At 70.7% G+C, this 26479-nt stretch carries 21 protein-coding genes; 7 read left to right on the plus strand and 14 right to left on the minus strand.

Annotation, left to right across the window (positions count from 1 at the left end):
- Window positions 1–17 precede the first annotated feature (17 nt).
- Window positions 18–269, plus strand: coding sequence for a hypothetical protein (locus AC3EO4_RS10125; RefSeq protein ID WP_431895008.1), 252 nt, complete (start codon window positions 18–20; stop codon window positions 267–269).
- Here the strand turns inward: AC3EO4_RS10125 and AC3EO4_RS10130 are convergent.
- From AC3EO4_RS10130 to AC3EO4_RS10165, 8 genes are all read right to left on the minus strand, one after another.
- Complete coding sequence (locus AC3EO4_RS10130; protein WP_431895010.1) at window positions 266–1156, minus strand: hypothetical protein; 891 nt, start codon at window positions 1154–1156, stop codon at window positions 266–268. The genes AC3EO4_RS10125 and AC3EO4_RS10130 overlap by 4 nt on opposite strands.
- Window positions 1157–1158: 2 nt before the next feature.
- Entirely contained in the window at window positions 1159–1758 is a 600-nt protein-coding gene (locus AC3EO4_RS10135) for a hypothetical protein (protein ID WP_379580945.1), read from the minus strand.
- A 390-nt stretch (window positions 1759–2148) separates the two neighbouring features.
- Window positions 2149–2598 (minus strand): Dps family protein, encoded by a 450-nt coding sequence (locus AC3EO4_RS10140; protein WP_379580944.1) that lies wholly within the window; start codon window positions 2596–2598, stop codon window positions 2149–2151.
- A 50-nt stretch (window positions 2599–2648) separates the two neighbouring features.
- Window positions 2649–3440: an MBL fold metallo-hydrolase gene (locus tag AC3EO4_RS10145; protein WP_379580943.1), complete on the minus strand. Its 792-nt coding sequence runs from the start codon at window positions 3438–3440 to the stop codon at window positions 2649–2651.
- A gap of 5 nt (window positions 3441–3445) precedes the next feature.
- The gene (locus tag AC3EO4_RS10150; RefSeq protein ID WP_379580942.1) at window positions 3446–3697 is read right to left on the minus strand and encodes a hexameric tyrosine-coordinated heme protein; all 252 of its coding nucleotides are present in this window, start codon (window positions 3695–3697) and stop codon (window positions 3446–3448) included.
- Between the two features lie 169 nt (window positions 3698–3866).
- Window positions 3867–4661, minus strand: coding sequence for an alpha/beta hydrolase (locus tag AC3EO4_RS10155; RefSeq protein WP_379580941.1), 795 nt, complete (start codon window positions 4659–4661; stop codon window positions 3867–3869).
- A gap of 13 nt (window positions 4662–4674) precedes the next feature.
- Window positions 4675–5505: an alpha/beta fold hydrolase gene (locus tag AC3EO4_RS10160; protein ID WP_379580940.1), complete on the minus strand. Its 831-nt coding sequence runs from the start codon at window positions 5503–5505 to the stop codon at window positions 4675–4677.
- A 12-nt stretch (window positions 5506–5517) separates the two neighbouring features.
- Window positions 5518–6339, minus strand: a complete 822-nt coding sequence (locus tag AC3EO4_RS10165) for an alpha/beta fold hydrolase (RefSeq protein WP_431895013.1) — start codon at window positions 6337–6339, stop codon at window positions 5518–5520.
- Window positions 6340–6532: 193 nt separating this feature from the next.
- On the opposite strand from AC3EO4_RS10165, the gene AC3EO4_RS10170 reads away from it, so the two are divergent.
- Window positions 6533–8815 (plus strand): ATP-binding protein, encoded by a 2283-nt coding sequence (locus tag AC3EO4_RS10170; protein WP_379580938.1) that lies wholly within the window; start codon window positions 6533–6535, stop codon window positions 8813–8815.
- 202 nt (window positions 8816–9017) lie between these two features.
- Here AC3EO4_RS10170 and AC3EO4_RS10175 read toward each other — a convergent pair whose 3' ends face one another.
- The gene (locus tag AC3EO4_RS10175; protein ID WP_379580937.1) at window positions 9018–9767 is read right to left on the minus strand and encodes an alpha/beta fold hydrolase; all 750 of its coding nucleotides are present in this window, start codon (window positions 9765–9767) and stop codon (window positions 9018–9020) included.
- A gap of 95 nt (window positions 9768–9862) precedes the next feature.
- On the opposite strand from AC3EO4_RS10175, the gene AC3EO4_RS10180 reads away from it, so the two are divergent.
- Both AC3EO4_RS10180 and AC3EO4_RS10185 read left to right on the plus strand, forming a co-directional pair.
- A complete protein-coding gene (locus AC3EO4_RS10180; RefSeq protein WP_379580936.1) occupies window positions 9863–12490 on the plus strand; it encodes a helix-turn-helix transcriptional regulator in 2628 nt (875 codons plus the stop codon).
- A gap of 325 nt (window positions 12491–12815) precedes the next feature.
- Window positions 12816–13829 carry a nuclear transport factor 2 family protein gene (locus AC3EO4_RS10185; protein WP_379580935.1) on the plus strand — a complete coding sequence of 338 codons (1014 nt, stop codon included), beginning with the start codon at window positions 12816–12818 and terminating at the stop codon, window positions 13827–13829.
- On the opposite strand, the gene AC3EO4_RS10190 is transcribed toward AC3EO4_RS10185, so the two are convergent.
- Window positions 13822–16512, minus strand: coding sequence for a helix-turn-helix transcriptional regulator (locus tag AC3EO4_RS10190; RefSeq protein ID WP_379580934.1), 2691 nt, complete (start codon window positions 16510–16512; stop codon window positions 13822–13824). The genes AC3EO4_RS10185 and AC3EO4_RS10190 overlap by 8 nt on opposite strands.
- A gap of 174 nt (window positions 16513–16686) precedes the next feature.
- Between AC3EO4_RS10190 and AC3EO4_RS10195 the strand changes: the two genes are divergently transcribed.
- A complete protein-coding gene (locus AC3EO4_RS10195) occupies window positions 16687–16962 on the plus strand; it encodes a hypothetical protein (RefSeq protein ID WP_379580933.1) in 276 nt (91 codons plus the stop codon).
- A gap of 226 nt (window positions 16963–17188) precedes the next feature.
- Here the strand turns inward: AC3EO4_RS10195 and AC3EO4_RS10200 are convergent, their stop codons facing one another.
- Entirely contained in the window at window positions 17189–18964 is a 1776-nt protein-coding gene (locus AC3EO4_RS10200; RefSeq protein ID WP_379580932.1) for a flavin monoamine oxidase family protein, read from the minus strand.
- Window positions 18965–19477: 513 nt separating this feature from the next.
- Between AC3EO4_RS10200 and AC3EO4_RS10205 the strand changes: the two genes are divergently transcribed.
- Entirely contained in the window at window positions 19478–20569 is a 1092-nt protein-coding gene (locus AC3EO4_RS10205) for an RICIN domain-containing protein (protein ID WP_431895017.1), read from the plus strand.
- Window positions 20570–20603: 34 nt separating this feature from the next.
- Here the strand turns inward: AC3EO4_RS10205 and AC3EO4_RS10210 are convergent, their stop codons facing one another.
- A complete protein-coding gene (locus tag AC3EO4_RS10210; RefSeq protein WP_379580929.1) occupies window positions 20604–20762 on the minus strand; it encodes a hypothetical protein in 159 nt (52 codons plus the stop codon).
- A gap of 293 nt (window positions 20763–21055) precedes the next feature.
- Between AC3EO4_RS10210 and AC3EO4_RS10215 the strand changes: the two genes are divergently transcribed.
- The gene (locus AC3EO4_RS10215; RefSeq protein WP_431895019.1) at window positions 21056–21898 is read left to right on the plus strand and encodes a sulfurtransferase; all 843 of its coding nucleotides are present in this window, start codon (window positions 21056–21058) and stop codon (window positions 21896–21898) included.
- A gap of 483 nt (window positions 21899–22381) precedes the next feature.
- Here the strand turns inward: AC3EO4_RS10215 and AC3EO4_RS10220 are convergent, their stop codons facing one another.
- On the minus strand, window positions 22382–24430 hold the full coding sequence (locus tag AC3EO4_RS10220; RefSeq protein WP_431895021.1) for a phosphocholine-specific phospholipase C: 2049 nt from the start codon (window positions 24428–24430) through the stop codon (window positions 22382–22384).
- Window positions 24431–24444: 14 nt separating this feature from the next.
- Window positions 24445–26316: a glycoside hydrolase family 5 protein gene (locus AC3EO4_RS10225; RefSeq protein ID WP_431895023.1), complete on the minus strand. Its 1872-nt coding sequence runs from the start codon at window positions 26314–26316 to the stop codon at window positions 24445–24447.
- Window positions 26317–26479: the final 163 nt, after the last annotated feature.

Below are 26479 nucleotides of genomic sequence, written 5' to 3' on the forward strand. Positions count from 1 at the left end.
GACTGCATGTCGGGCCCTTGATCGACCGTTCCGAACGACAGAACCACGCCGTGATCATCTCGGCGCTGATGGCTTTACCACTGTTGCCTCAACCCCGAAAGGCCGTCGGCCGGGCGGCCGTGGCGGACCTGCCGGTCGCCGTCGTGCCGCCCGCCCGGGCGCCGCTGGATCTGCGCGAACCCGTGCTGCGCGTATCCGCGCCGCCCGGCACGTCCCTGAAGACCCACCCTGCACGCGCCGGCGCGCGTGCTCGCCTCATGAGGTCCTAGCAGGAGGAGGAGTCCAGCGCCGTTCCCTCGGCGCAGGCCGCGGCGACCAGCGTCGTGCGCAGGGCCGTCAGCGTCGGCGGCGTGGTGTTGGCCGGCTCGGTGCCGCCCGCCGGAACCGAGGTCGCCGTCGCCGAGGGCTTGCTCGTCGGCGTGTAGCAAGGGTCGAAGTCGTCGCAGGTAGGAGAGGGAGCCGGCTCCGCCTCGTGGTCCTCGGAGACGTAGGTGTACCCCAGCAGCTGTGCCGCGCGCTGGCCGTCCATGAGCGGTGCGATGACCGGGATGCCCGCCGTCTCCTCGACGAACAGGCCCTCGCCGATCGGTGCGTAGACGGACCGGGCGTAGGCCAGCCGGGTCGCGTCGGTGATCGGGCGGCCGACGAGCTGCTGCCGTTCCGCGAGGTTGTGCACGAACATCAGGCCGGTGCCCGCCGTACCGATGGACTCCTTGAGCTCGGCGAGCGTGCTGGTGGCCGGGTGCTCGACCTGGAGCCGGATCTTGCCGTCGGCGTAACCCTCGCCGAGCCGTCCGGCCAGCACTGTGTCGACGCGCACCACCAGGCTGGCGTAACGCATCGCGGCGTCGGCGCTGTCGTAGGCCACGACGGCCGAGCCGCTCGGCGCGTCGTCGGAGGCGAAGGCGATGCCCGGCTCGATGTCCACGATGGACCCCTGGACCAGCGCCCCAGCAGCCTTGAACGCGCCGGAGTCGGCGGCTCCCGGGGTGATGTCGGCCACCGAGTCGAACAGGTACTCGCCGTCGTTCGCACTGCCGCCGTTACGGAGCTGGGCCCAGAAGGAGGGCTCGGGGCTGTTCAGGAGGCTGCCCGCACCGACCCCGGTGATCACGGCGGCGGCGACGGTGAGGACGACCAGGAGACGGTTCTTCATGGTCACCACTCCCCGTTGACGTGCGAGCGGTCGTGGCTGCTGTAGGTCGGGGTGGTGGACGAGCCCTGCTTCATGCAGGAGGTCAGGTTGGTGTGCCCGAGCCCGATGGCGTGTCCGATCTCGTGACAGGCCGTCTTCTTGCGGATGGTCGAGCTGGTCATGTCGGCCAGGTCGAAGCGGAGCTCCGCGCGGTCGCACGTGTACTCGCCGCCGATCTGGGCGAGCACCCTGACGCACTTGGTCGAGGCGGTGATGTTCACGCCCGTGCTCGAGCCGTCCCAGTCCTTGCCCCAGTAGTCGACGTAGTAGGCGTCGAACATCACCAGGTCGGTGTGCGTGCCCGCACTGCTGTCGTACCCGCCGATCCTCAGGTCGGTCTGGTAGTCGAGGTTGGCCATGCCGTAGTCGGCCGCGGTGATCATGTTGCTGGTGAGGGTGGACGCGTTCCAGTAGACATCCCGGTTGTCGGTCTTGGGACAGCACCAGGTGGGGTGGTAGGCGTAGAAACCGAACGTGTTCGCGCCCGCGGGTGCGGCGGCCGTGAGCCCGGCGGAAAGTGTCGCCGTGATGGCGAACACCAGAGCGAGTGCTGACTTGCGCATGGCTGATCAATCTAGGTCCGGGCACGGGTCGCAAAAAGATCGGGAAGGCGAAGCCCGCGCCAACAGATGGTGTACGCGGCTGGACGACCTTCTCGGTGCCCTCCAGGGTGGCGCGCCACCGGCGGGTCTCGATCGAGTACGACCCAGCCGTGGCCGAGCGCACGAGGAAGGCGAGCGGATCAGGTTCAACCTGAGCCCTGCACCGACACGTCCAGCGCCGAAGTGATCTCATCGGCGATGAGCAGGTCCGGTCGCCTCCCGTCTGGCGATCGCGCTGGCGCCGGCCGCCGGAGAGCTCGCGGGGGTAGCGTCCGGCGAGCCCGGCTGGCAACGATACGAGGTCCGGCAGGCGGCGGGGCTCATCGGGCGCAGGTTGGCCATGGCGGTTGTTCATTGCTGGGCACGGGCGAGCCACTGCTGGTTCTGGACGTCTCGACAGAGGCTCGCGAGGTGATCGGCGGTCACCTGGTCGACCGCCGGATTCCGCAACCACGCCGCGGCCACCGCGGCGACGCGCCCCAGACCGGTGTCCATGGCGGTGAGCGCCTGACCTGTGGTGAGCGCGCCGAACGGCAGGGACTCCAGGGTGTTGCGTTCGCTCAGCGTCTCGCTGCAGGCGTCCGGCCAGCCGCCCAGTCCGGCGATGCGCTCGGCCAGCGTGTCAGTGTGGGCCCGCAGGGTTTGTGCCAGTTCGTCCAGCCATCGGTGCACGGGGAGGAACGCGGCGCCGCGGACGTTCCAGTGCGCCTGCTGGGCCTGGGACGCCAGCTCTGCGACGTTGACGAGCACGTCCTGCAACGCGGCGATGGCCAGGTTGTCGAGCTGAGTGGCGGTGGTCATGGCGCTTTCGTCCTTTTCGGTGTGTGAGGGGTCGTCGGCGAGGTCGTGGTCTAGAGCTGCACCTGTTCCGGCGTTCCCAGGGGAAGCCAGCGGAACAGGCCGGTGATGCGCTCCGGTGCACGCCGCAGGTCCTGCTCGATGCCGTCGCGGCCCTGCCTGAAGTGCTGCCAGCCCTCGTAGTGGATCGGCAGGACGGTGCGCGGGGCGATGGCCGCGCACAGCCGTACGGCCTGACGTGCGGTCATGGTGTAGCGCAGCGGCCCGGTGCCGGGGAAGCCGACGCCGCCCAGGTGCAGGAGGACCGTGCCTGGCCGGATCGCGGCGGCGGCCCGGCGCAGCGCGCGGTGGTGGACGGTGTCGCCGGTGATCCACAGGGGTCCGTGCTCCTGGCCGGGCCAGGTGAGCGCGAAGCCGATGACCTCGCCCACGATCGGCCTGCTCAGCGGGGGTCCGTGCCGGCAGGGGGTGGCGGTGATGTCGATGGGCGGGCGGCTGGGCGCTTCCAGGCGGGTCGTCTGCCCCGCCTCCAGGCCCCGGGCCGGGTACGGCAGGGAGCGGGCGCCGGAGGAGGTTGTGACGATGGTGCCGGCGGCCGGCAGCAGAGCGCGTCCGGCGTCGTCGAGGTTGTCTCCGTGGTGGACGTGCGAGAGCAGGACGGCGTCGACGGGCGGCAGGCAGGCGGGGTCCACGGCGGGGCCGGTCAGCTTGCGGGAGGAGGTCCCCCAGCCGAAGGAGTAGGTGCGGCCTGGGGGATCGAAGGTCGGATCGGTGAGCAGCCGCCAGCCGCCGAACTCGATGAGGACCGTGGGACCGCCGATGTGGGTGAACCGGGCCTTCGTCATGGGGGTCAGCGCCAGTAGTCGTTGGCCGCGGCGATGGTGGCGAACTCCAACGCCACTACCTGGGCGGCGGCGATCAGTCCCATCGGGTCTCCGCCGTACCGGGCGCGCCCGGCCCGCAGGGTCTCCAGGTCGGGCTGGATGGTGTGGACGGTGTGGCGGGCGAGGGTGATGGCCAGGGCCCGGCCTTCTTCGGGGGTGGCGGTGATGAGGGTGTCGCCGGGGACGAGGAGCATGCCTTCGTCGGGAACGCGGGTCATGAGGATTTCGGCCTTTCAACTGATGTGCGCTGTCGCGCGGGTGTGGGTGCTCCGGGCGGCTCGCAGGCGGTGCTCCTCGCGGGCGACGCCGCCCCCATGCCGTCCGCTTCGACGGTGGCCGGCGCCCATCGGCTTCCGCAGCCTGCGCTGCGGAAGCCGACCCCCGATGTCAGGAGTGGTCCAGGGCCCAGGTGAGGGCGTGGTCGGCGATCTTCTCCCAGCCGTCCTCGGCGGGCATCAGGTGCGAGCGGCCGGCGTACTCGACCACTTCGGTGATGGTTCTGGGCGACTTGTAGTGCGCGGCGTTCGAGCGCTGGATCTTGGGCGGCATGAGGTTGTCGTTCTCGCCGGAGACGAACAGCAGCGGCTTGCGCTCGTCGTTGTGGTAGTCCACCCAGTTGTCGTCCTTGCCGGGGTGGATGTTGGCCAGAGCGCTGCCCCAGAAGATGTTGCCGGAGGCGGGGATGTGGTAGCGCTCGTAGGTTGCGCGGGCTTGGTCCTCGGGGAAGGTGTTGGTGAAGGCGTAGCGCCACTGCTCGTAGGTGAAGCCGACCGCCTTGTGCCGGTTGGCGGGGTTCTTCAGCACCGGGAAGGTGGCCTTCAGCTGTGACAGCGGGATGACCTTCACCCCTTCGGTGGGGGCGGAGTTGATCGCCACGCCGGCGGCGCCGTAGCCGTGGTCGAGCAGGATCTGGGTGAACACGCCGCCGGCCGAATGGCCCATGATGATCGGCGGCTTGTCCAGGCCACGGACCAGTGCCTCCAGCGACTCGATGATCTGCGGGACGGTGACCTGCTCGATGGGAGTCGGGTCGGCGTTGAGCGCCTCCACCTCGACCTCGAAGCCGGGGTAGGCGGGGGCGAGGACCTTGAAGCCCTGGGCCTGGTAGTGGGTGATCCAGTGCTCCCAGCTACGGGGCGTGACCCAGAAGCCGTGGATGAGAACGATGGTGTCGGGTCTCATGGAAGGTTCCTCCTTATCGGGTGGCGTGGTAGGCGGACAGCACGACCGCGGTCGCGGCGGCCGGGTGGGAGGTCATGACGACGTGGGACGAACGGATCTCGCGGACCTTGCTGCCGGCGCGCTCGGCCATGAACCGCTGCGCGGCGGGCGGGATGACCTTGTCCTGGGTGGGGATCAGGTACCAGGACGGGATGGTCTTCCAGGCCGGCTCGCCGCTGCCGCCGCTCAGGCCGTCGACGCTGCCGGGCCGTTGGGTGGCCGCCATGAGCCGGGTCGTGGCCGGGGGCAGGTCGGCGGCGAACACCTCGCGGAACTTCTCGGCCACGATGTAGCCGTCGGTGCCGCCGCGCGTGCCGTCGGGCAGCTTGTAGTCGCGGGCCAGCAGCGCGTGACCGAGCTCGCTGCCGGGGAACTGGTCGGCCAGCTTCAGAGCGCTCTCGCCCTTGTCGGGTGCGAAGGCGCCCAGGTAGACGAGGGCTTTGACGTTGGCGTGACCGCGGGCGGCGTTGGTGATGACGATGCCGCCGTAGGAGTGCCCGACGAGGATGATCGGGCCGGTGATGGTGTCCAGGACGCTGGAGACGTACGCGGCGTCAGCTGCCACGTCACGCAGCGGGTTGGCCGGGGCGATCACCGGGAACCCGGCCCGCTGCAGCAGGTCGATCATGTCGTTGAAGCCGGAGGCGTCGGCGAAGGCACCGTGGACGAGCACCACGGTCGGCTTCACACTGCCGGCTACGGTGCCGGCTACGGTGCTGGTCGCGGTCGCGGGGGCGGTGGTCAGGCCGAGCGTCAGAAGACAGCCGGCGGCGAGGACGCCCAGCAGGCGGCGGAAAGAGGTCATGGCGATGCTCCTTCAGGAGTTCAGGAAGGCGAGCAGGTCGGCGTTGAAGTCGCGCTCGAAGGCGCCGGCCAGGCCGTGCGGGGCGCCCTCGTAGATCTTCAGGGTGGCGTCCTTGACCAGCCTGGCCGTCTCCAGCGCCGAAGCGGCGACGGGCACGATCTGGTCGTCGTCGCCGTGCGCGATCAGGACGGGCACGTCGATGCGCTTGAGGTCCTCGGTGAAGTCGGTCTCGGAGAAGGCGCGGACGCAGTCGAGTGCGCCCTTGATACCGACCTGCATGCTCCAGGCCCAGAAGGCGTCGACGGCACCCTGGGACACGTGCGCGCCAGGACGGTTGAAGCCATAGAAGGGGACGGCCAGTTCCTTGTAGAACTGCGATCGGTCGGCCGCGACCCCGGCCCTGATGCCGTCGAACACCTCGACAGGCAGCCCCAGCGGGTTGGCGTCGGTCTTGAGCATCAACGGCGGCACCGCGCCGAGCAGCACGGCCTTGGCCACCCGGGAGGTGCCGTGCCTTCCGAGGTAGCGGGCGACCTCACCGCCACCGGTGGAATGCCCGACCAGCACGACGTCGCGCAGGTCGAGCGTGTCCAGCAGGGCGGCCAGGTCGTCGGCGTAGGTGTCCATGTCGTTGCCCTGCCACGGCTGGCCGGAGCGGCCGTGGCCGCGCCGGTCGTGGGCGATGGCGCGAAAGCCGTGGGAGGCGACCAGGTGCAGCTGGCTGTCCCAAGCATCGGCGTTCAGCGGCCAGCCATGGCTGAACACGACGGGCTGACCGCCGCCCCAGTCCTTGTAGAAGATCTGTGTGCCGTCGGCGGCGCTCACGTGGGGCATGTCAGGTCCCTTTCGGGTCGGTGTCGATGGGCTCGACGCTAGATCCGCGGCCCTCGGCGGCAATCGGTCAGATGACTGCACCGCGGCGGGAAGTCGGCGGTACTTAGGTGCGGCGACGGCGCCCGCGATGTGAGACGGCCAGGCCCGGCCGGCCGTCGTCGTGTGATGATCATGTCCTCGTCGGATCACCATCGTGGGGGCAGGCGGAGTGGCTGAGCGGGAGTTCGGTTCCCTGTTGCGGGAGTTGCGCGCCGATGCGCGGATGACGATCGAGGAGCTGTCGGAGTCCTCAGGGGTGAGCGTGCGGGCGATCGGCGATATGGAGCGGGGCAGGGTGAGCTCGCCGCAGCGTCGCACGGCCGAGGCGCTGGCTGACGGCCTGGAACTGGGCGACCAGGATCGGGCGAGGCTGCTCGCCACGGTCAAGACGCGCCCGCGGGCGGGGGCTCTGGCCCAGCTTCCGGCTGATCTGCCGGTGTTCACCGGCCGCCGCGCCGAACTCCGGCAGGCCCTGGCGTTCCTGGACCAAGAAGGGCAGGGAACACCGGCCATAGTGATTGGCGCCATCGGCGGGATGGCCGGCGTCGGTAAGACGGCGCTGGCCCTGCACTGGGCGCACGGGATCGCCGGTTCCTATCCCGACGGGCAGTTGTGGGTAGACCTGCGGGGTTTCGACCGCAGTGGCCAGGTGCTCGACCCCGGACAGGCGCTAGGCGGGTTCCTGCGCGCGCTGGGCGTCTCCGAAGGCCGCATCCCGGTCGGCACCGACGACCGGGCCGCGCTGTTCCGCAGCAAGCTGGCCGGCCGCCGGGTGCTGGTCGTACTGGACAACGCCCGCGACAGCGAGCAGGTCCGTCCGCTGCTGCCCGCCGCACCGGGGTGCCTGGCGATCGTGACCAGCCGCAACCAGCTCACCGGTCTGACCGCCACGCATGGCGCGCGCGTGCTCACGTTGGACGTGTGGACTCCCGCGGAGGCGAGAGAAGCCCTGGCCCGCAGGCTCGGTGAGACGCGGGTGGGGGCCGAGCCGGAGGCGGTGGCGCAGATTCTGCAGCTGTGCGGGCATCTGCCGCTGGCGGTGGCGGTCGTGGCCGCACGGGCCGCCGCGCGGCTGTCCTTCACGCTCGCGGACATCGCGGCCGAGTTACGGGAGGCGCACGGCACCCTGGACGCCTTCCACACCTCCGACGGGGTCGATCCGCGCGCGGCCTTCTCCTGGTCCTATCGGGCTCTCAGCCCGGCGGCCGCTCGGCTGTTCCGGTTCTTGGGGCTGCATCCTGGCCCGGACGTCTCCCTGCCGGCCGCCGCCTCCCTCGTCGCCCTGCCCACGCGCCGGGTTCGTGCCTTGCTGGAGGAGTGCTGCGCCGCCCACCTGGTCACCGAGCACGCGCCTGGCCGCTGGCGGCTGCACGACCTGCTGCGCGCCTACGCCGCCGAGATCGCTGAGGAACACGACGGGCCCGCCGGGTGCCGGCAGGCTTTCCACCGCCTTCTAGATCATCTGTTGCACACCGCGCACGCCGCCGATCAGGTCATCTACCCCGTCGTCTCCACGCCCATCGAGCTGGCGCCCGCGCAGCCGGGCACGGTCGTCGACGGCTTCGGCGACCGTGAGCAGGCGGTGGCGTGGGCCGCCCGCGAGCTACAGGTGGTGTGGGCGGCTCAGCGACAGGCGGAGGTCCTGGGCGGGTTCGACACCCATGTGTGGCAGCTCGCCTGGACCGTCGTGGACGCCTTCCTCGATCATGTGTGGATTCTCGGCCAGGAATCACTCGCCTTCCTCACCCGCGCCGCCGAAGCCGTGCACCGCGATCCCGCCGGAGAAAGGTACGCCGGCGCTGTCGTGGGCTGGCTGGCCAGGCAGGAGCATCGGCTCGGCCACTCGGAGGCGGCCAAGAAGCGTCTTCTGGCCCTGCTGCGATCGCCGGGCACGATCGCCCGGCCGCTGGATCAAGCCAGGGTCCACCACGATCTGGGCTGGCTGCACGGCGATCTCGGTGAATACGAGGATGCCCTGCACCACGCCCTCGCGGCTCTCGGCCGCTACCGCGAGGCCGGCAACGTGCCCGGCCACGCCAACGAGCTGGCCTCCGTCGCCTGGTACCACGCCATGCTCGGCCACTACGACGAAGCCATCGCCTGCAGCGAGCAGGCCATCACATACCTGGCCGAGCAGAAGATGGCGCTCAACGAGGCCACGGCGTGGGACACGTTGGGTTACGCCCACCACCACCTCGGCGACCACCACCGGGCGATCGCCTGTTACCGGCGCTCTCTCGACCTCTACCGCGACACCGGCCGGTCCCACCTCGAGGCCGAAGTCCTGGAGCACCTCGGCGACACCTACCGCGCCCTGGGCGAGGCCGACGCCGCCGGCGCCGCCTGGCAGCAGGCACTCGACCTCCTCGTCCCGCTCGATCACTCGAGCACCGGCCGTCTGCGCGTGAAGCTCTCCGACCCTCCGGCAGCCGGTTGATCCGGCAGCGGCACTCCGTCGCGGCTTGAGAGCGATCGAGGCCGGCGCGGGCGCGCTGGAGTTTTCTGCCTCCAAGGTGCCTGGAAAGCGGCGCGGTCCGCTGCTTGGCCGGCCGCGGCGACGTCGCCGGTTCACTCCGGCCGAAAGGAGAGCCCCGTTGACCAGGTCGGCATGCCCCTGGCATGACCTCGCGAGACGTTTCTCACCCGGCGAGGAACTCCAGCACGAGCTGGTTCCACTGCTCGTGGTGTGTGAGCGGCGCGGCGTGCGGCGCGGCGGGAATGGTGGTGAGCACGCTGCCCGCCACAGCGCGTGCGACGCGCCGACCGCCGTCCTCGGGCGGCACGAATGCGTCGGCCTCGCCCTGGACGATCAGGGTGGGTACGGCGATCCGCGCCAGGTCGAGGCCCGGGTCCGCGGCCTCCCAGACCGCCAGGGACTCGGCGGTGGCCCGGGGAGAGGCGTCGGCGGCCAGCCGCAGCTGGTACAGCCGCGTCTGCTCGTCCAGGGCGCTGTGGCCGTCGACGGCGAAGAACCTCAGCAAGACGTCGTCCAGCATGTGAACGCGATGCCCAGCCGCGGCCGTCCTGAGCTCGTGCGCGAGCGGGTCCGGGTACACCACGGGGCTGGCCAGCACCAGCCTGCTCACCCGGTCCGATCCGGCGGTGTAACTGGCGGCTTCGGCGCAGCCGGTGGAGAAGCCCACCAACGCCACCCCGGTCAGCCCGAGGGCGTCCACCACCGCGGCAAGGTCCCCTGTGAAGGTGTCGTGGTCGTAGCCGTCCCAGGGTTGCGAGGAACGACCGAAGCCGCGCCGGTCGTAGGAGACCACACGCCGGCCCGCCGCGACGAACGCGCCGACCTGCGCCTCCCAGAAGCGCTGCGACAGCGGCCAGCCGTGCACCAGCACGACCGGCTCGCCTTCGCCGAAGTCCTCATAGAAGAGGGTCACTTCTCTTTCCACCTGTAAGAGCGGCATCCGCACAGCATGCCGTGGGCGCGTTCGCGCGCCATCGGTCAAATGACTGCACGTGAGGAGATCAACGCATGGACATCATCGGACGGGAGCGGGAGCTGGCCGCGCTGCGGCAGGCGATCGACCGCGCGCCCGGCGTGCTGCCGAACGTCGTGCTGCACGGCGACCCGGGCGTCGGCAAGTCCGTGCTGCTGCAGGCCGGCATCGCCTACGCCGGGCAGCGGGGAATGCGGGTGGTGGGCGGCAGCGGTTTCGAGAGCGAGGCGCAGCTCGCCTTCGCCGGGCTGTATCAGTTGTTCGGGCCGGTGATGGAGTATGTCGACCGGGTGGAGCCCTATCACCGGGACGTGCTGCGCCGGGTGCTGGGCATGCAGGACGGGCCGACGCCTGACCGGCTGGCGATCTCGGTGGCCTCCCTGGCGGTGCTGGCCACGGTGGCGCAGGACGGGCCGGTGCTGATCGCCGTGGAGGACGCGCACTGGGTCGATCACCCCACGCGCGAGGTGATGATGTTCATCCTGATGCGGCTGAAGCCGTATGACCTGAGGGCGATCTTCGCGCGGCGGCCGCTGACGGCCGGCGAACGTGTCACCCCGGGCATCAACACGCTGGAGGTCGGGCCGCTCGACGAGCAGGCGGCCGGGGAACTCCTGGATCTGCTCCACCCAGGACTGCCCGAGTCGGTACGCCTGCGGGTGCTGAGTGACGCCGCGGGCAACCCCCTCGCGCTCACCGAGCTGGCGCGGACCTCCGTCGGGGTGGAGATGCTGCCCACCGGCGCGCCGTTGCGCACCCGGCTGGAGACCGCGTTCGCCGGCCGGGTGCTGTCACTGCCGCCGGAGATCCGTACCACCTTGCTGGTGACCGCGCTGGACGGTGACCGGCTCGAGCACCAAGCCGAGCTGTCGCCGCACGACCTCCTGAAGGTCGAGCGGCTGAGCCTGGTCACGCGCGACTCCACGCCGTCCGGGATGCGATTCCGGCATCCGCTGGTCAGGTCGGCGATCATCAACACGGCCGCACCCGACGAGCTGCGGCAGGCGCACGCGGTCCTGGCCGAGCAGCACCGGGCCGACCCGGAACGCCGGATGTGGCACCTCGCGGCGGCCACGGTCGAACCGGACGAGCGCGTGGCCGCCGACATGGAGGACGCCGCCCGCGCGGTGAGCCTGCGCGGCGGCAGCGGCCTGGCGGTCAAGGCGCTGCAGCGGGCGGCCGACCTCACCCCGGACCCGGCGGCCCGTGCCGCCCGGCTGGAGCACGCCGCCGAGCTGGCCGGCGAGTCCGGGCAGCTCGACCTGGCGCAGGAACTGCTGGACCAGGCGCGCCGCCACCTGAACGACCCGGCCAGGGCACTGGCCGTCAAGGCACAGATTCTCCTGCTGCGCGACGGCGACCTGGACGCCGCGCGCCGCCTGCTGCGCGGCACGCCCGGGGCCGGCCCGCTGATCAGGGTGATGGCCGCCTCCTATGCCCAGGATCCCCAGGAGTGGGCGGAGGTCACCGACGTGGTCGCCGGCTGCGACGACGAGCACGTACGCCTGCTGTACGACGTCTTCCTGGGCACCGGCACGGCCGAGCGCGTGCGCACGGCGCTGGACGAGCTGCCGGGTGACGCCCCGCCGGGACGGGTGGCCGCACTGTGCAGGGCGGCGACCTGGATGGACCTGCTGCCCGACTACCGCACCCGCATCCGCGCCCTGATCGACGGCGAGGTCGGCCGGGGCGCGGTGACGCACGCCGCCAGCGGCTACTGGCTGGCCGCCCACGACCACTTCCTGGCCGGCCAGTGGGAGGCCGCCGAGAGCTCGGCCAACGCCGGGCTGGACCTGTGCGTCCGGCACGACCTGGAGCTGCTGGCCCACGACCTGCGCTGCAGCCTGGGCTGGATCGCGGCCGCACGAGGCGACGCCGACAGCGCCAGGGAGTACAGCAGGACCGTCCAGCAGTGGGCCGCCCCGCGCGGCAGCGCGCTGCACCTGACACTGGCCGCCCGCAACCTCGCGCTGGCCGCGACCGCGCACGGCGACTACGAGACGGCCTACGCGCATTGGACGAGCATCAGCCCGCCGGGAGTCATCCCTGCGCACGTGGCGTTCGCGCCGTGGGCGGTCTTCGAGCTGGTGGAGTCGGCGGTGCGCACCGGCAGGACGGCCGAGGCCCAGGCGCACGCCGCCGCCGCTGCCGGGCTGGCAGACCGGGCGCCCCGGCTGCGCCTGCATGTCATGGCCGCCCAGGCGCTGGTGGCGCCGGAGGAGGAGGCGGTGCCGCTGTTCAAGGCCGCGCTCGCGCTGCCCAGGACCGAGCGCTGGCCCTTCGACCACGCCCGGGTCCGGCTCGCGCTCGGCGAGCTGCAGCGCCGCCGGCTGCAGCCCGGCGAGGCGCGGCCCGAGCTGCGCAGGGCGGCCGACCTGTTCGCCGGGATCGGCGCGACCGCCTGGCAGCAGCGGGCCGAGCAGGAACTACGGGCCACCGGCGTGGCGGTCGCCCAGCGCGCCAACGCCGCCCACAGCCTGACCGCCCAGCAGCTGGAGGTGGCCCGTCTGGCCGCCTCAGGGCTGAGCAACAAGGAGATCGGCGAGCGGCTGTTCCTGTCGTCGCGGACCGTCAGCGCCCACCTGTACCGGATCTTCCCCAAGCTCGGCATCACCTCCCGCGCCGCCTTACGCGACGCCCTGGAGGGCCATGCGGTCAACTGACCGATTCGCGCCCATCCGACGGCGGCCGATGCTCGTGCCGTGGCCAACGCCGTACCGGCACGACCTTCGAGGAGAGAGTGATCGCAGGCCAGCGGGCCTTTCGCCTGGGTGCGCAGGAACGCCCGCCTGGAAATGTCGATGTTGCGGGGAGCCGGGCGGTGCCAGGCCGGATCGGCAGCCGCAGAGTGACTTCAGCCAGAACCGCTGGCCCTTCTCGTGGCCTACCTGGTGCGGCGAGCCTGACTACCGTCGCGCTGACAGATTCGCCGCGGACAAGATCAGCCTAATTTCGGTGTCACCAGAAAGAACATCGAAAGGGGAGGTCATGAAGGTGACTCCGGTGGCGGCGATGGGACTCGCAGCTGGGGCCGTACTCGCGCTGTGCACGTTCGCGAGCCCGGTGCAGGCGGCCAAGGGAGGCTGGGACCGAGAGGGCTGCGCGGAGGCGCGGCCGGAGGTCACCTCCATCAGCGGCTGGGTGTCGCCCGGCGCGTGCGCGTTCATCAAGCGGCAGATCACGTTCGGCAAGGTCATCACCCCCGACCGGGTGGGCGCCTACGTCGACATCTGGTCCAAGGACGCAACGTTGTGGGAGCCTGCGAAGGCGGGCAGGCCGCCGGTCCAGGGCCTGGACGCCATCAGGACGGCGATCAGCGGCACGCTCGCGCTGGTGCCCGACTTCCGCTTCCGCGGCACGCGCATCGCCGTGAACGGCCCTGCCGTGATGTTCGAGGCGCACAACGAGGCCACGCTCAAGGGCCGCGAGGTCGCCTACTCCGCGGTCTACCGGGTCCTGCTGACCGACGACGGCAAGGTCATCCAGGGCCGCCGCTACTACGACCGGCACTCCTGGTTCAAGCCGCTCGACCCCAGCCTGCCCGACCTGTTCGCGAACGTCACCGACGGCGGCGCGCCTGACCAGGGCCGCCGGCCAGTCCTCGGCTCCGACGAGCTCGTCGAGCGCGTGGAGGCGTGGAACAACGAGGACGCCGAGGCGCTCGCGGGACGGCTCACCGGCGCGCCGCTGTCCGCCCCGGGACTGAACGGCGGCACGCTCCGCACCACGCAGGGCAAGCTCGCCTACCTGAAGACGTTCTTCGACCAGGTCAGCGACGTCCAGCTGCAGCCGGGCCAGGCCGTCAAGGTCAACGGCGCGACGTACCTGGAATGGCACGGCACGGTCCTGCCCAAGGGCCAGACCGACCCGGTCAGCTTCGGCATCATCGAGCGCATCGGCGACACCAGGGGCGTCTCGAGCGACTGGAGCCTGACCTTCGACCAGCTGCCGCTCGTCGCCGACGAAGCCAAGATCATCGAGCTGTACGGCAAGCTCAGGTAGTGATCGCGGCCAGCTCCGCCCGCGAGGAGATCCCCAGCTTGGGGAAGGCCTTGTAGAGGTGGTAGCCGACCGTGCGCGGGCTGAGATACAGCTGGGCCGCGATGTCGCGGTTGGACGCGCCCGTGGCTGCCAGCCGTACCACCTGCCTCTCCTGCGCGGTGAGCACGCTGAGCGGGTCGTCCGCCTGGCGCGGGGCGGCCGGGACGTCGCCCGTTGCGCGCAGCTCCGCGCGCGCCCGCTCGGCCCACAGCGCCATGCCGAGCCGGTCGAAGGTCTCCAGGGCGCCACGCAGCTGGGCGCGGGCGGCGGCGCGCTTACGCGCCCGCCGCAGCCACTCGCCGTAGAGCAGCTGCGTGCGTGCCCGCTCGTGCGGCTGCTCGCCCTGCTCGTGCACCCGCACGGCCTCATCGTAAAGTCCCTCGTCGTCCTCGACGAGGGCACGGCAGCGCAGCGCGACCGCGTCGGAGGACGGCAGACCGACACGGGCCGCCCAGTCCAGGTAGTACGCCAGGGGCTCGCGTGCCCGCTCGGGCTCCCTGGCCCTGACCGCGGCCTCGATCTGGTCGGGGGCGAAGAAGACGGACACCGGCGCGTTGGCCTCGGCCGGAATGCTTTCCAGGATTCCCAGCGACGCCTCCGGACTGCCCAGCGCGAGCTCCAGCCGCCCGAGCCCGGCCACCGCGATCGCCTCGGCCATGCGGAGCCCGCGCGCTCCGGCCTGCTCGAAGACGGCCGCGGCCGCCGCCCTGCAGCCCTCCTCGTCGCCCAGCTCACCGCGCGCCAGGGCTAGCAGCGCGGTGAGCGTGGCCGCACTGTTCCACTGCCCCAGGTCGCCGACCATGGGGATGATCTCCTCCAGCATGGCCGCCGCCTCGCGATACCTGCCGAGCAGCGTCCGCGCGTGCAGCAGGGTCTCCGTGGCGATGGCCAGCCAGCCGCCCATGTCGTGAGCCCTGCACTCGGCCTCCACGCGCGCTGCGGCGGCCTCGCCCTGACCGTACCGCCCGATCGGCACGCACAGCTGGGCCACGAAGAGCAGGCCCGGCACCTGGAACGCGGACTGATCCGGTTCGAGCACCAGCTCCTGGATCAGCGTGACCGCGTTCTCCAGATCGCCGTCGAGCAGCGCGGCCAGCCCCAACGCGCCGCTCACAAGCGGGGAGCCGATCTCAGGCAATGCCCTGAGCCGCTTCGCCGCCCGCCCTGACAGCTCGGGGTCACCGGCAAACCATCCGCAGCGCACCGCCTCCACCAACAGGTAGCCCGCCCGCTCGGCGTCCAGCGGCGCCACCCGCTCCGCGCCGCCGATGACAAGCTCGCCGGCCGCGGCCGGGGTGCCCTGCTCGAACTCCCGATGTGCCCGCACCTGAACGAGATGGGCGAGGGCCAGCGGATCCTGGATCTCCTCGCTGGCCCGGTCGGCCAGCGCGCCCGCGCGGGTCGGCTGGCCCGCGTCGCTGGCCGCCACAGCCGCCGCGGCCAGCCGTATCGACCGCTTGGCGGTGTCAGGTGTGAGCTCGGCGGCCCGCTCGTACGCCGCGGCCATGGCCGCATAGCCGGAACGGGTGCGCGCCCGCTCCGCGGCAAGCTCCAGCTCGCGCGCCACCTCCTCGTCGGGCGTGGTCGTCGCGGCGGCCAGATGCCAGGCCCTGCGGTCGGCGTGCTCGCCCCCGACGAGCACCTCGGCAAGCGCGCGCCGTACGGCCAGCCGCGACGTCAACGGAACGTTCTGGTAGGCGGCGCCCCTGATGAGCGGATGGCGGAAGGCCACCGCCGACCCGTTCACCGTGACAAGCCTGGCCTGCTCCGCCGCCTCCAAGTCCACGAGCCTGGCGGAGAAGGATTCCGCAGCGCGCAGCACGATGCCAAGGTCGCCCGTGTCATCGGCGGCGAGCACTGCGAGCAGCGACTGAGCGGTGCAGGGCAACGCCCTGATCTGCCGCTGGAAAGCCTCCTGGACCCGGCTGGCGACCGGGATGGTGGCGAACGGATTCAGCTGGCCGGCCCGCTCCTCCGCGGTGAGCGCGGACGGCAGCTCCATGAGCGCGAGCGGATTTCCGCCGGCTTCGTCCAGGATGCGGTCACGCACCGAGGGCGCCAGATCCGCTGCCCCCTTGGCCAGCAGCGCGACGGCGGCGTCACGGTCCACGCCGTCCAGCCACAGCTCGGGCAGCCCCTGCGGCCTGAACTCCTCCCTGCCGGCGAACACGAGCGCGACGCCTTCGGCGTCCAGCCGCCGCGCCACGAACACCAGCGCGTCAATGGATGCCTGGTCGAGCCACTGCGCGTCATCGATCAGGCAGAGCAGCGCCCCCTCTCCCGCGACCTCGGCCAGGAGGCTGAGCACGGCCAGCCCGACGAGATACCTGTTCTCCGGCGCGGCCGCACCGAGCCCCAGCGCTCCCTGGAGCGCCGCTGACTGGGCCGCCGGCAGCGCGTCGATGCGGTCGAGCTCGGCACGCAGGAGCAGATGCAGGGCGGCATACGGCAGCTCGGCCTCGGACTCGATACCGACCCCGCGAAGCACCCGCACCCCCGCGGCCCGCTCCGTCATGTGGCCGAGCAACGCGGACTTGCCCATGCCCGGCTGCCCGCGCACCACCAGCACACCGCTGTGCCCGGACCGTGCGTCCTCCAGCAGCCGATCGACCTGAGACTGCTCCACGGCCCGCCCATACAACATGGCCGAAATCTAGCGGAACGCTGACAAAGCTTCGGACTCGAGGCCGGACCGAAGGCCCAGGCGGCATCCCTGCCCGGACCTTCGGCCCGGGAGCCTGCCTGGACGCCACAGGACGCCATCGGGTCGGGTGCCAACGGGCTCGTCCACCTGGCCGCCGCCGCGGTCTTCGGCTCGATGTTCGGCCTGCCCACGGCCGTCCTGGTGCCGACCGGGGTCTTCTTGGTGGCCTTCGCCGGGTTCCTGCTGCACCTCGCCTCGCGGCACGTGGTGAACCGGCCGGCGGTGATCACGGTGATGGCGGTCAACGTGGCCTGGGTGATCGCCAGCGCGGAGGCGCTGATCGCCGCGTGGTTCCCGCTCACCACACTGGGCCTCGCCTTGGTGATCGCCCAGGCGGTGGTGGTCGCGGGCTTCACCGGCCTTCAGTTCGCCGGCCTCCGCAAGCTCTGACGGCGGCCCCGGATCGCCTCAGATCGGGCAACGGGGTGGTGTCTGGGGGGGGCCGGCGTGCACGTAGGCCAACGATTTGGGGGTGTTCTTCCGAACGCAGGGACCGGCGAAGCGCGAAAGCCGTGGGAGGCGACCGACCGCACCCACCGCTCCATGTCCGCCGCGATGCGGGTAGGGCGACACGCGCTCCGGTGTCGGCACGTGACTCCTTCGCCGCATGGCCGGCCTACGGGCCGAGGTAGACGTCCGGCGAGAGCCATGCCGGACGCGGCAGGTCGAAGTGCTCCTCGAGCATCAGCTCGGCCTGGGTGAGCGCGCCGTAGACCCAGCCCTGCCCGGTCGACCACGCCGATCCACAGACGTAGACGTTGGCGTCGCGGATCGGACGGCGCATCCGTGGCATGATCTCCCAGCTCTTCGCCCCCACTTGCCAGAAGTGGTAGGCCGCGCCGTACGGGTCCTGCACCCAGTTCTGGAAGTAGGCCGCTGTCGGGTCGGGGATGCGGGCGCGGGGGCCGTGCAGCTCGCGCAGCTGGCGCTGCGCCTCGTCGACCAGTGCCCCCGGCGCCGAGGCGTCCATCGGCCGCGGCGGCCGTGTCACCGCCACCGGGGCGAGGCGTTTCGGCCGCGTCAGCAGCTCGTTCCAGAACTCGACGTCGCTGAGGTCGTTGTAGGAGGCCAGCAGCAGGGCGTTGCGGTTGGCGCGGTCGGCCCCGGGCTGGTTCCCCTCGACGCCCCAGTAGTAGGTCTGACGCAGCGGGAGGTCGCTCACCGAGCGGCCGGCGTCCAGGCCGAGATCCTCCCACCATGGCCGGTCGTAGGCGAGGAAGAGCTTCGAGGCCGGCCTCGTGACGATCGAGCCGAGGTCGGACAGGAGCTGGCTGCTGGAGAAGAGGAAGGTGTCCGGGTCCAGCAGCTCGATCGAGCGCTGGGGCATCGCCAGGATGACGTGGCGCGCCAGCACCTTGAGCGGCTGGCCCCCGGGCCACACGGTGAGGGCAAGGGCCAGCACCTCCTCGCCGTCAACCGTCTCCCGGTCGATCCGGCGCACCTGGTGGTGGAGGTGGACGCTCCCGCCCTCAGCCACGAACCGCCGGACGAGTTCCTCGGGCATCGTCTGGTAGCCGTCGCGCAGGAGCAGGTACTGCGGCGGCGGGGAGCCGACGAAGTCCGCCACCGACGCCTCCATCGCCTCGACGCTGTTGACGTTGGACACCACCGACCCGTAGCCGAAGCCGTCGCGGAGGAACGACCATCCCTCTTGCCCGATCGCATCGAGCAGCAGGTTCCAGAACCCGATGTCGTACAGGCGCCGGCCCCCGACCGACGCCGTCGGCTTGATCCTGTCCCACGCCTGGTGGTTCATCTGGGCGGCGTTGGAGACGAAGCGCTGGATGACCGACAGGAGCGCGTCGTCCGGCGTCATGCCCCGGATCTCGGCCGGCAGGTCGTAGGGCACGACCCTCGGGTCAGTGAACTGCTTCATGGTGAAGCGGCGCTGACGCAGGTAGACGAGGTTCTGCGGCTCGTCGACCGGGAAGGGGGCCGTCGGCAACCGAAGATGTCTCACCAGGTCGGCCACGACCGGCTGGTTGCTCAGGTAACGCATCCCGCCGAGCTCGGCGTGCAGATGTGGCATGCCGGGCGGCGTCACCGAGAAGAGACGGCCGCCGACGCGCTCGCTGCTCTCGAACAGGCGCACCACGAGCCGGCCGCCGCGACGCCGCCGGAGCCTTGTCAGCACGCCGCTGCTCCTGGCTTCCGGTCCGAGCAGCCGCCAGCCCGCGTACGCCCCGGACACCCCGGCGCCGATGACGGCGACGTCGATCACGCCGTCCGTGGTCGGTGCCGAGGCGGCCCACGCCGTGGCACCCAGCGATCCCTCGACGATGGCGGCGGTACCGACCGCCGCGCCCCCCTTGAGTAGATCGCGCCGCGTGGGTCCGCCCCTCGCCGACGGCTTCCCGGTTTGGATGTCCTTGCTGTGGCTGTGGACGCTCACGTCACTCCCCCGGCGTGCTTGCACCTGTTTCCGCAAGTGGGGGACGTGGCGATGTTCCATCCGGCGGCCGTACTTGTCGAGGCGACACCCCGGTCGGGTCGCTTTGTCATACGGGTGGCATGGATCGGTGGAAGCATCCAGCCTGCTCCACAGCCTGTCCGCCGGCGGCGAAGACGGCGAGCAGTCCCTCCAGGATCACGCCGACGCCGGCCACGAGTTCGCCGACGGGTAGGTCGCGTGCGTCCATGACGCCGGCATCAGCGCCGGGCGGGCGAGTGGTCTCGGGAACGGCGCTTTGCCCACGCCGAATTGCGAGCCCATGTTCGCTTCGGTTGGGACGCGGCGCGCGGAGGATCTCCGCCAGGGTGGTGAACACGGCCTCGTCCTTGGACTGCGGATAGACGTTGTGTCGACTTCGCGGACCTGCTCGCCTATCACGGAGTAATCAGCTGTCAAGGCGAATCTTGTGGACTCTCCGGCGAGAAGGATCCCGTTCTCGAGGAGTGGACACAAGTGAAACGAAGCATCGCCGGCGCGCTCGTCGGCATCATCGTGGGCGCGAGCCTGGTATTCGGAGCCGCGGGTACGGCACAGGCCGCCACGGCCCAGGTCAATGCCGGAGTTCAGCAGCGCATCCTGCCGGTTGTCGTGGCCAAGATCGGCCGCCGACTGGCCAAAGAGCTCATCAAGGCCATCGTGCGGCACTTCAAGAACGAGGCCCAGAAGGCGAATGATCGCCGGGAGTACATGCGGGCGGTCCTTGACGACGTCTGGAACAACGACAGTCCAGGGGCCGACGACCAACTCCCGTTCGGATACCACGTGCTCATCGCCGACGACAGCCGAGTCGACCTGAGCAAGCTGCGGTGCGACGACTGCCCCGACGGCAGGCCGATCCTCGAGCAGGAAACGGTCGACCTCGGCGCGGACGGCACCCAGCAGACGTTCTCCTACAGCATCGCCATCTTCGAGAAGGGCGAAGCCACGCTCAAGGGGCGTAAGGGCCAGCGCGACCGGATCCAGTGGATCGAGCCGGAGACGGCCAACCGCGCCGACGACGGCGTCCAGGTCAGAGAGGACGACTATCTCGGGTCCTGCGGCGCCGGCGGCTGCAACGACTGGCAGACCAGTGTGACATTCGCCCCCTACGGCGTCGAGAACAAGCCGGACTGCGGGGATGAGGACCTGGAGGACGGATGCCAGGGCGGCGGCGGCGACGGCTCCAAGCCCGTCCCGGGTAACCGTCTCGAGCACGGCAAGCAGCTGACCATCACCGCACAAGGCGGCTTCTCCCTCGGCAGACGCACCGTGTGGGACAAGGGCGACGGCACCTGGGAAATCGAGGTCCCCGCCACCGGCAACGTCCTGGAAGTCATCCCGAACAACTGGCGGGTCGAGGACAAACGCGTCCACCACGGCCCCACCCAGCTGTGGCGTTTCATCGACCCCGAAGGAGACGGCTGGTACAGCATCAAGAACGTCTACAACATGACCCATGGCTACCCGCAAGGCGGCTGCCTGACCGTCGACGACAACGGCGGCAGGCCCATCTGGGCGATCGACTGCAACAAGCCGGGCAACCAACAGCTGTGGAAGCTGTCCTGACCTGACCGTCGGGTGGGCGCCGGCCCCCGGGCGCTCACCCGACGGTCAGCCGGGCGCGCACCTCGTCAGCCTTCGGCACGCCGACGCCCTCGAATGCGTCAAGCGCCGCCGACCACGAGGTGCGCGCCCTTTCCGGCTGACCAAGCGTGAGCGTGGTCAAGCATCGCGACCGCTCTGGCCAGTCGAGTTCCATGCCGTGGCCGACCTGGCCGGTTCGACGGATGACCAGGCGGCCTCCGCCCTGTCGGCGGTGGCCGGCATGGAATCCCGCGTGACGAGTCGCCGCTGGTCGGCAGGCCGTACTCGATGGCGTGCCGGCCCGCGTTCCGCAGTCCGCCCGAACGTGGTTGACCCCTGGTCCTGCAGTCACGAACTTGACGATTGATTGACGGCCTCCGAGATCCGTTCATCGGCCCCTGTCATCCGGCGTCAATCGGCCCGCTTCACGCTGGACCCAGCAAATGTCCGGATAGAGAGGGCTTTCCAATGAGCAGGGACACAGCGCTGGTGGACGCTGACTGGGCGCAGGCGCATCTGAGCGACCCCCGGGTGGTCTTCGTCGAAGTGGACGAGGACACCTCCGCCTACGACAGAGGTCATCTGCCGGGAGCGGTTCGCCTGACTTGGACCACGGACCTGCAGGATCCCGTCCGGAGGGACTTCGTCGACAAGGCCGGGTTCGAAAGGCTGATGGCCAGAAAAGGCATCTCCAATGATCACACGGTGGTGCTCTACGGGGGCAACAGCAACTGGTTCGCGGCCTACGCCTACTGGTACTTCACGATCTACGGCCACGCGGACGTCCGGCTGCTCGATGGCGGACGTAAGAAGTGGGAGCTCGACGGCAGGACGCTCACTCTCGATGAGCCTGCCCGCCGGCCTACGGTCTACCTCGCCCACGAGCCCCGCACCGACATCAGGGCGTTGCGGGAAGACGTCATCAAGGGCGTCGGCAGCGTCAAGCTGATCGATGTGCGCTCGCCCGAGGAGTACGCGGGCCGCCTGCTCGCCCCTGCCCACCTGCCCCAGGAAGGTGCGCAGCGGCCTGGACACGTGCCCACCGCCACGAACGTTCCCTGGTCCAGAGCCTGCGCTTCCGACGGCACGTTCAGGTCCCAGGAAGAGCTGCGCGCGCTCTATGGCGAGCCGGAGGGCCAGGTGATCGTCTACTGCCGAATCGGCGAGCGCTCCGCGCACACCTGGTTCGTCCTGCACGAGCTGCTCGGCCTGCCCGAGGTACGCAACTACGACGGGTCGTGGACGGAGTACGGCTCCCTCGTCGGTGTCCCCGTCGAGCTGGGCGACGGCCGGATCTGGGACAACGTCTGAGTGTCTCCGGCAGGCTCACACAGCGGTGCCGCCCGTTGGCGGGCCTCTGCGCCCGCCACGCGCAGGATCGCCGACGCCCGCAGCGCTGCTGGAAAGGGTCCGATCCTCGGCCCCTACGACGTGCCCGAGGGGCTCGCCGTTCGCCGGCGTCTCTGGCTGGCCAGGACGCCACCGGCACGACGTTCTGCCTCGCCTCCCGCCCGGCGGCGCCTGCAGCGTCCCGTGGGGCGTGCAGCACGGCAACACCTGGCGTGCCGGGTGTCACGATGCGATGCAGTCGAAGGCGAGCGGGTAACAGGTGAGCAGCACCAGCCAGCCGAACACGCTGACCACCAGCAGATACAGAAGTCGAAACAGCACGAGAGCCGAGCCTGGAAGTCCAGGTCAGAACCTCGTTACCAGTGCTGGCGCCGGACTGGCGTCGAAAGACAGCCCTGACCTACGGGAAGAGGCCAACAGCCCAAGATGACGATCGCGTGGTGCCTAGCCGGAAACACTGATCCGGCCGTCCTCGAGATGGCCCATGATCCGGCGGTGAAAGGACGGGTCCTCGGCCACGGTCAGCCGCAGGTCGTACCAGCCTGACGTGGTGTCCCAGCAGAGGACTGTCCGTCCTCCGGGCGTGACCACCGCGTTCTTCCTACCGGCGCCGTACTCAAGCGCTTCCAGCGTGAACGACAACCGGGCAGGGCCCGGGTTGGCGATCGTCACCGTGAGCAGGTGTCCGTCACCGCGGGAGGACACCGCCACTGCGGCGGCCGCGCCCGCGTCCGACCCGGCGAACTCGCGCCGGAACCCGTTCGGGCCGGTGAGAACCAGCCGGTAGGCGCCGCTCTTGACGGGGACGGTGAGGGTCTGCGTGCCGAGCACGTCGTACTGGCGCGGGAATTCGAACTCCCCGGCGTATGGGTAGAGGGCGAAATGGCTGCCCCGTTCCCCGACGTCGGTCATGGTGACGTTCAGCCCGTCCCCTGCCAGGACGGCGGACGCCTCCGGCCGGTACGGCAGCGGCCGGGCCGGCCGGGTGCCGGGCTCCTGTGTGGCGAGCCGCCCCACTGCGGGCGGTGTGGCAGGCCAGCGCACCCGGAACGGTGGCACGACCACCCCTGCACCGGCCTGCGGCACTTCCCCGACCGCGCCGACCTCGGGTCCGACCGCCCCGGCGTTCGCCTCCGTGGTGGGCGCGGGCGGGTTGAAGTCGAAGGCCGAGGTGAGGTCGCCGGCGACACGGCGGCGCCACGGGGTGATGTTGGGCTCCGCGACGCCGAGCCAGCGTTCCACGAAACGGATCGTGGACGTGTGGTCGAACACCTCCGAGCAGACGTGCCCGCCGGCCGTCCACGGCGACACGATCGTCATCGGCACCCGGTAGCCGAGCCCGATCGGGAGCCCGTCGATGAACTCGTCCTCGGTGCCCTCCGGCGGCAGCGGTGGCGGCACGTGGTCGTAGAAGCCGTCGTTCTCGTCGAAGGTGAGGAAGAGCGCGGTCCGCTCCCACACTGAGGGGTGTGAGGCGAGCGCGTCCAGGATGTCGTAGACGAGGTCGGCGCTGTGGGCCGGGCTGGACGGGTCCGGGTGCTCGGAGTACGCCTCCGGCGCGACGATGTAGGAGACCTGCGGAAGCCGTCCTTCGGCCACGGCCGCGCGGAAGGACGCGGCGAGCCGCCCCGGCTCGACCCTGGACAGCCCTCGCTCGTAGGCGACGAGGTCGGCGGGGGACAGCTCCGCGACCCCCTTACGCAACGCCGCGAGCATCTCCTCCCGCCCGGCCTCGGGGAGCCGGGCGAGCGAGGTGTAGAAGGAGTGCAGGCTCCGGTGGGGGGTGTGCGCCAGGGCCCTGCGCGCGACCTCCTTGAAGGAGACGAAGTAGTCCAGCGAGTTGCACTGGTAGTTGTCCCACTCCTGGTAGACCTGCCAGGTACGGCCCGCCGCCGTCAGCCTCTCCGGGTAGGACGTGTGGGTGTAGCCGGGGTGGGTGTCCTCCTCGCAGGCGTCGTTGCCGGTGGTGCGCCGCCCTGACGGCTCGGTCCCCGCGGTCCCGGACCAGTGGTAGAGCCGGTTGGGGTTCGTCGGCCCGAACATCGAGCAGTGGTAGGCGTCGCACAGGGTGAAGGCGTCGGCCAGCTCGAACTGGAATGGCAGGTCGCGGCGGTCGAAGTGGACCATCGCGCCTGGCCCCTTGCCCGCGATCCAGCCGTCGTGCCAGCCGCCGCCCCTGGTCCGCTGCCCCGTGTCCCACTCGTGGTCGACGCCCTCCACGTACTGGAGGTCGCCCTCGGTCAGGTCCCGGCCGCCGATCCCGGCGCGCACCGGGTAGGGCAGCACTTCGGACTGGTCGAACACCGACCGGCCGTCCGGCAGCGTGATGGCGTTGCGATCGCCGAACCCGCGCACGCCACGCAGTGTCCCGAAATAGTGGTCGAAGGAGCGGTTCTCCTGCATGAAGAACACGACGTGCTCGAGGGAACCGAGCCCGCCGGGCGGCACCGGCCGGGCCAGCGCCGCCCGCAGGGAGGGAGGAAGAGCGGACAAGGGGCAGCGGCCTTTCAGAGTTTCCGGCAGTACAGGGCGTCCGGCGTACCGTAGCGTCCGGCACTGTAGGAGAACGCGATCCCGGCGGCGTACTCGTCGGACGCGCACTGCGCCTTGTGGTAGCCGGAAGCGTAGTCGCCACCCTCACCGGAGGGGGGACGGCTGTCGCCCCGGTCGTCCCACAGCGTCCGTCCGGCGCCAGCGAGCGGCACCCGCCCGGGAGCGCAGAGGACGGCCGACACCCGGTCCCCCCGCAGACTGTAGCCGATCATGAACCGGCCCGCGGGGCACTGGTACTTGGTGAACCCTGACGCCCAGTCAGTCGTGACGTTCTCGCTGGTCACCACGGTCGCCGGGCCGGAAGCCCACAGGTCCGCCACTCCGGCGTCTGTGCACAGGCCGCCCTGGCCCTTCTGGCTGATGCCGATCAGGCGCTGGTCGTCAGGGCAGGACAGTTTGTGCGCGCCGGAGTCCCAGTCTCCCTGGGCCCGCATGCGCGCGGACTGGTTCGCGTCGTCGCGGATGGCCTGCAGCATGGACCAGGTGCGGACCGGGGTGACCTGGCCGGTGTGCCCGGCGGCGGCGATCAGGCGACGCCAGTGCGCGCCCCGCCAGTCGTCGGTGTCGTGCACGCTGCGCAGCCCGCCGTCGGCGGCGTACCGGACGAGGCCCCAGGTGTTTCCCTGGTCGTTCTCCTGGAAGCCGACCATCGGCCAGTACGCGAACTCCACGTCGGTGTCGATGAGGAAGTCGACCATGTTGGCGAACCAGGCCTTGTCCTTGTCGGTGGCGGACTTGCCGACGCCGAACTCGCTGATCCACACGGGCGCGGTGAAATGCCGGTCCGGGGTGGTCGCCACGTAGGTGGCGGTGTCGCGCATGACCGCGAACAGGTCGGAGCGGCTCAGGTCGCGGTAGCGGGGGTCGTGGGTCTCGCCGAGGCCGTCGGCGCCGGTGTGCTGCGGGCCGGTGTAGCCGTAGAAGTGAGCGGCGTAGACCAGTTTGTGCGAGCGGACGAGGGTCTGCGAGAGCGTGCTGACCGGCTTGAGGAGCGGTCTGTCGTGCCAGAGTCCGTCGACCGGGATGCCCATCCAGTTGATTCCCTCGATCATGATGAGCAGATCCGGGTTGGCCTCGGCGAGGATGCGATCACCGGCCCGCTGGGCGGCGGCGGCCCAGTCGTGGTCGTCGCCCCAGCCCCAGTTGGGATTGTCCCAGGTGTCCCTGCGCACCTCGTTGCGCAGGTCGGCGCCGACGACCCGGTTGTTGGCCCGGTACCGCCGGGCCATGAACACCCAGTCGTCCAGCCACTTCTGGGTGCTCTGGCTGCTGTTCCACCGTTCGTTGCCGTCGACGCCGCAGCACCAGCGGGTGGTGGTCGTGTGGTTGTTGAGGATGACGGCGAGCCCGTCGGCGGTGAGTGCCTCGACGACCTTGTCGTAGACCTGGAGCGGGGTGAGGCCGCGCAGTGGCGGGTTGGCCGCCACGCCGGCGTCGGTGACGGGCCGCGTGTCGTTGATCATCGCGTTGGAGAACGGCAGCCGGATGCTGTTGACGCCGAGCGCGCGGAAGTCCGCGATCAGCTTGCTCATCGGGACGCGGTCCAGGCCGAGCGGGACCCGGTGGGAGGTCTCCGAGGCGTAGTTGTTGGCGGGGTCCTCGTCGTCGCCGCTGCCGGTCCAGGTGCCGCTGGCGCCGTGCCAGTTGCCGGACCGCAGCTTGAACCGGTTGCCGGTGGCGTCCACGATGTAGCGGCCCCGGGTGCTGAGCGGTCCCTCCCAGGACACGGCGAGGGGGGTCGGCTCGGCGGCGGACGCGGGATCGGGTACGACGGCCAGGCCGCTGAGAGCGGTGGCGAATACGGCTAAGAGTGCTCTGATTCTCATGAGGGCACCTCGGGTGGGGGGAGTGACGCGCGAGGACCGCGACGTCACGGGGTGGAGGGGGATCCGCTCGACCTTGGGGCGCCGGTGGCGAGCAGGTGGGTCAGGAGGGGTCTTGGCAGGGGTCGATGGCGGGCGGCGGGCTCGAGATCGAGATGAACCATTG

This window comes from Nonomuraea sp. bgisy101 (genome assembly GCF_057708945.1).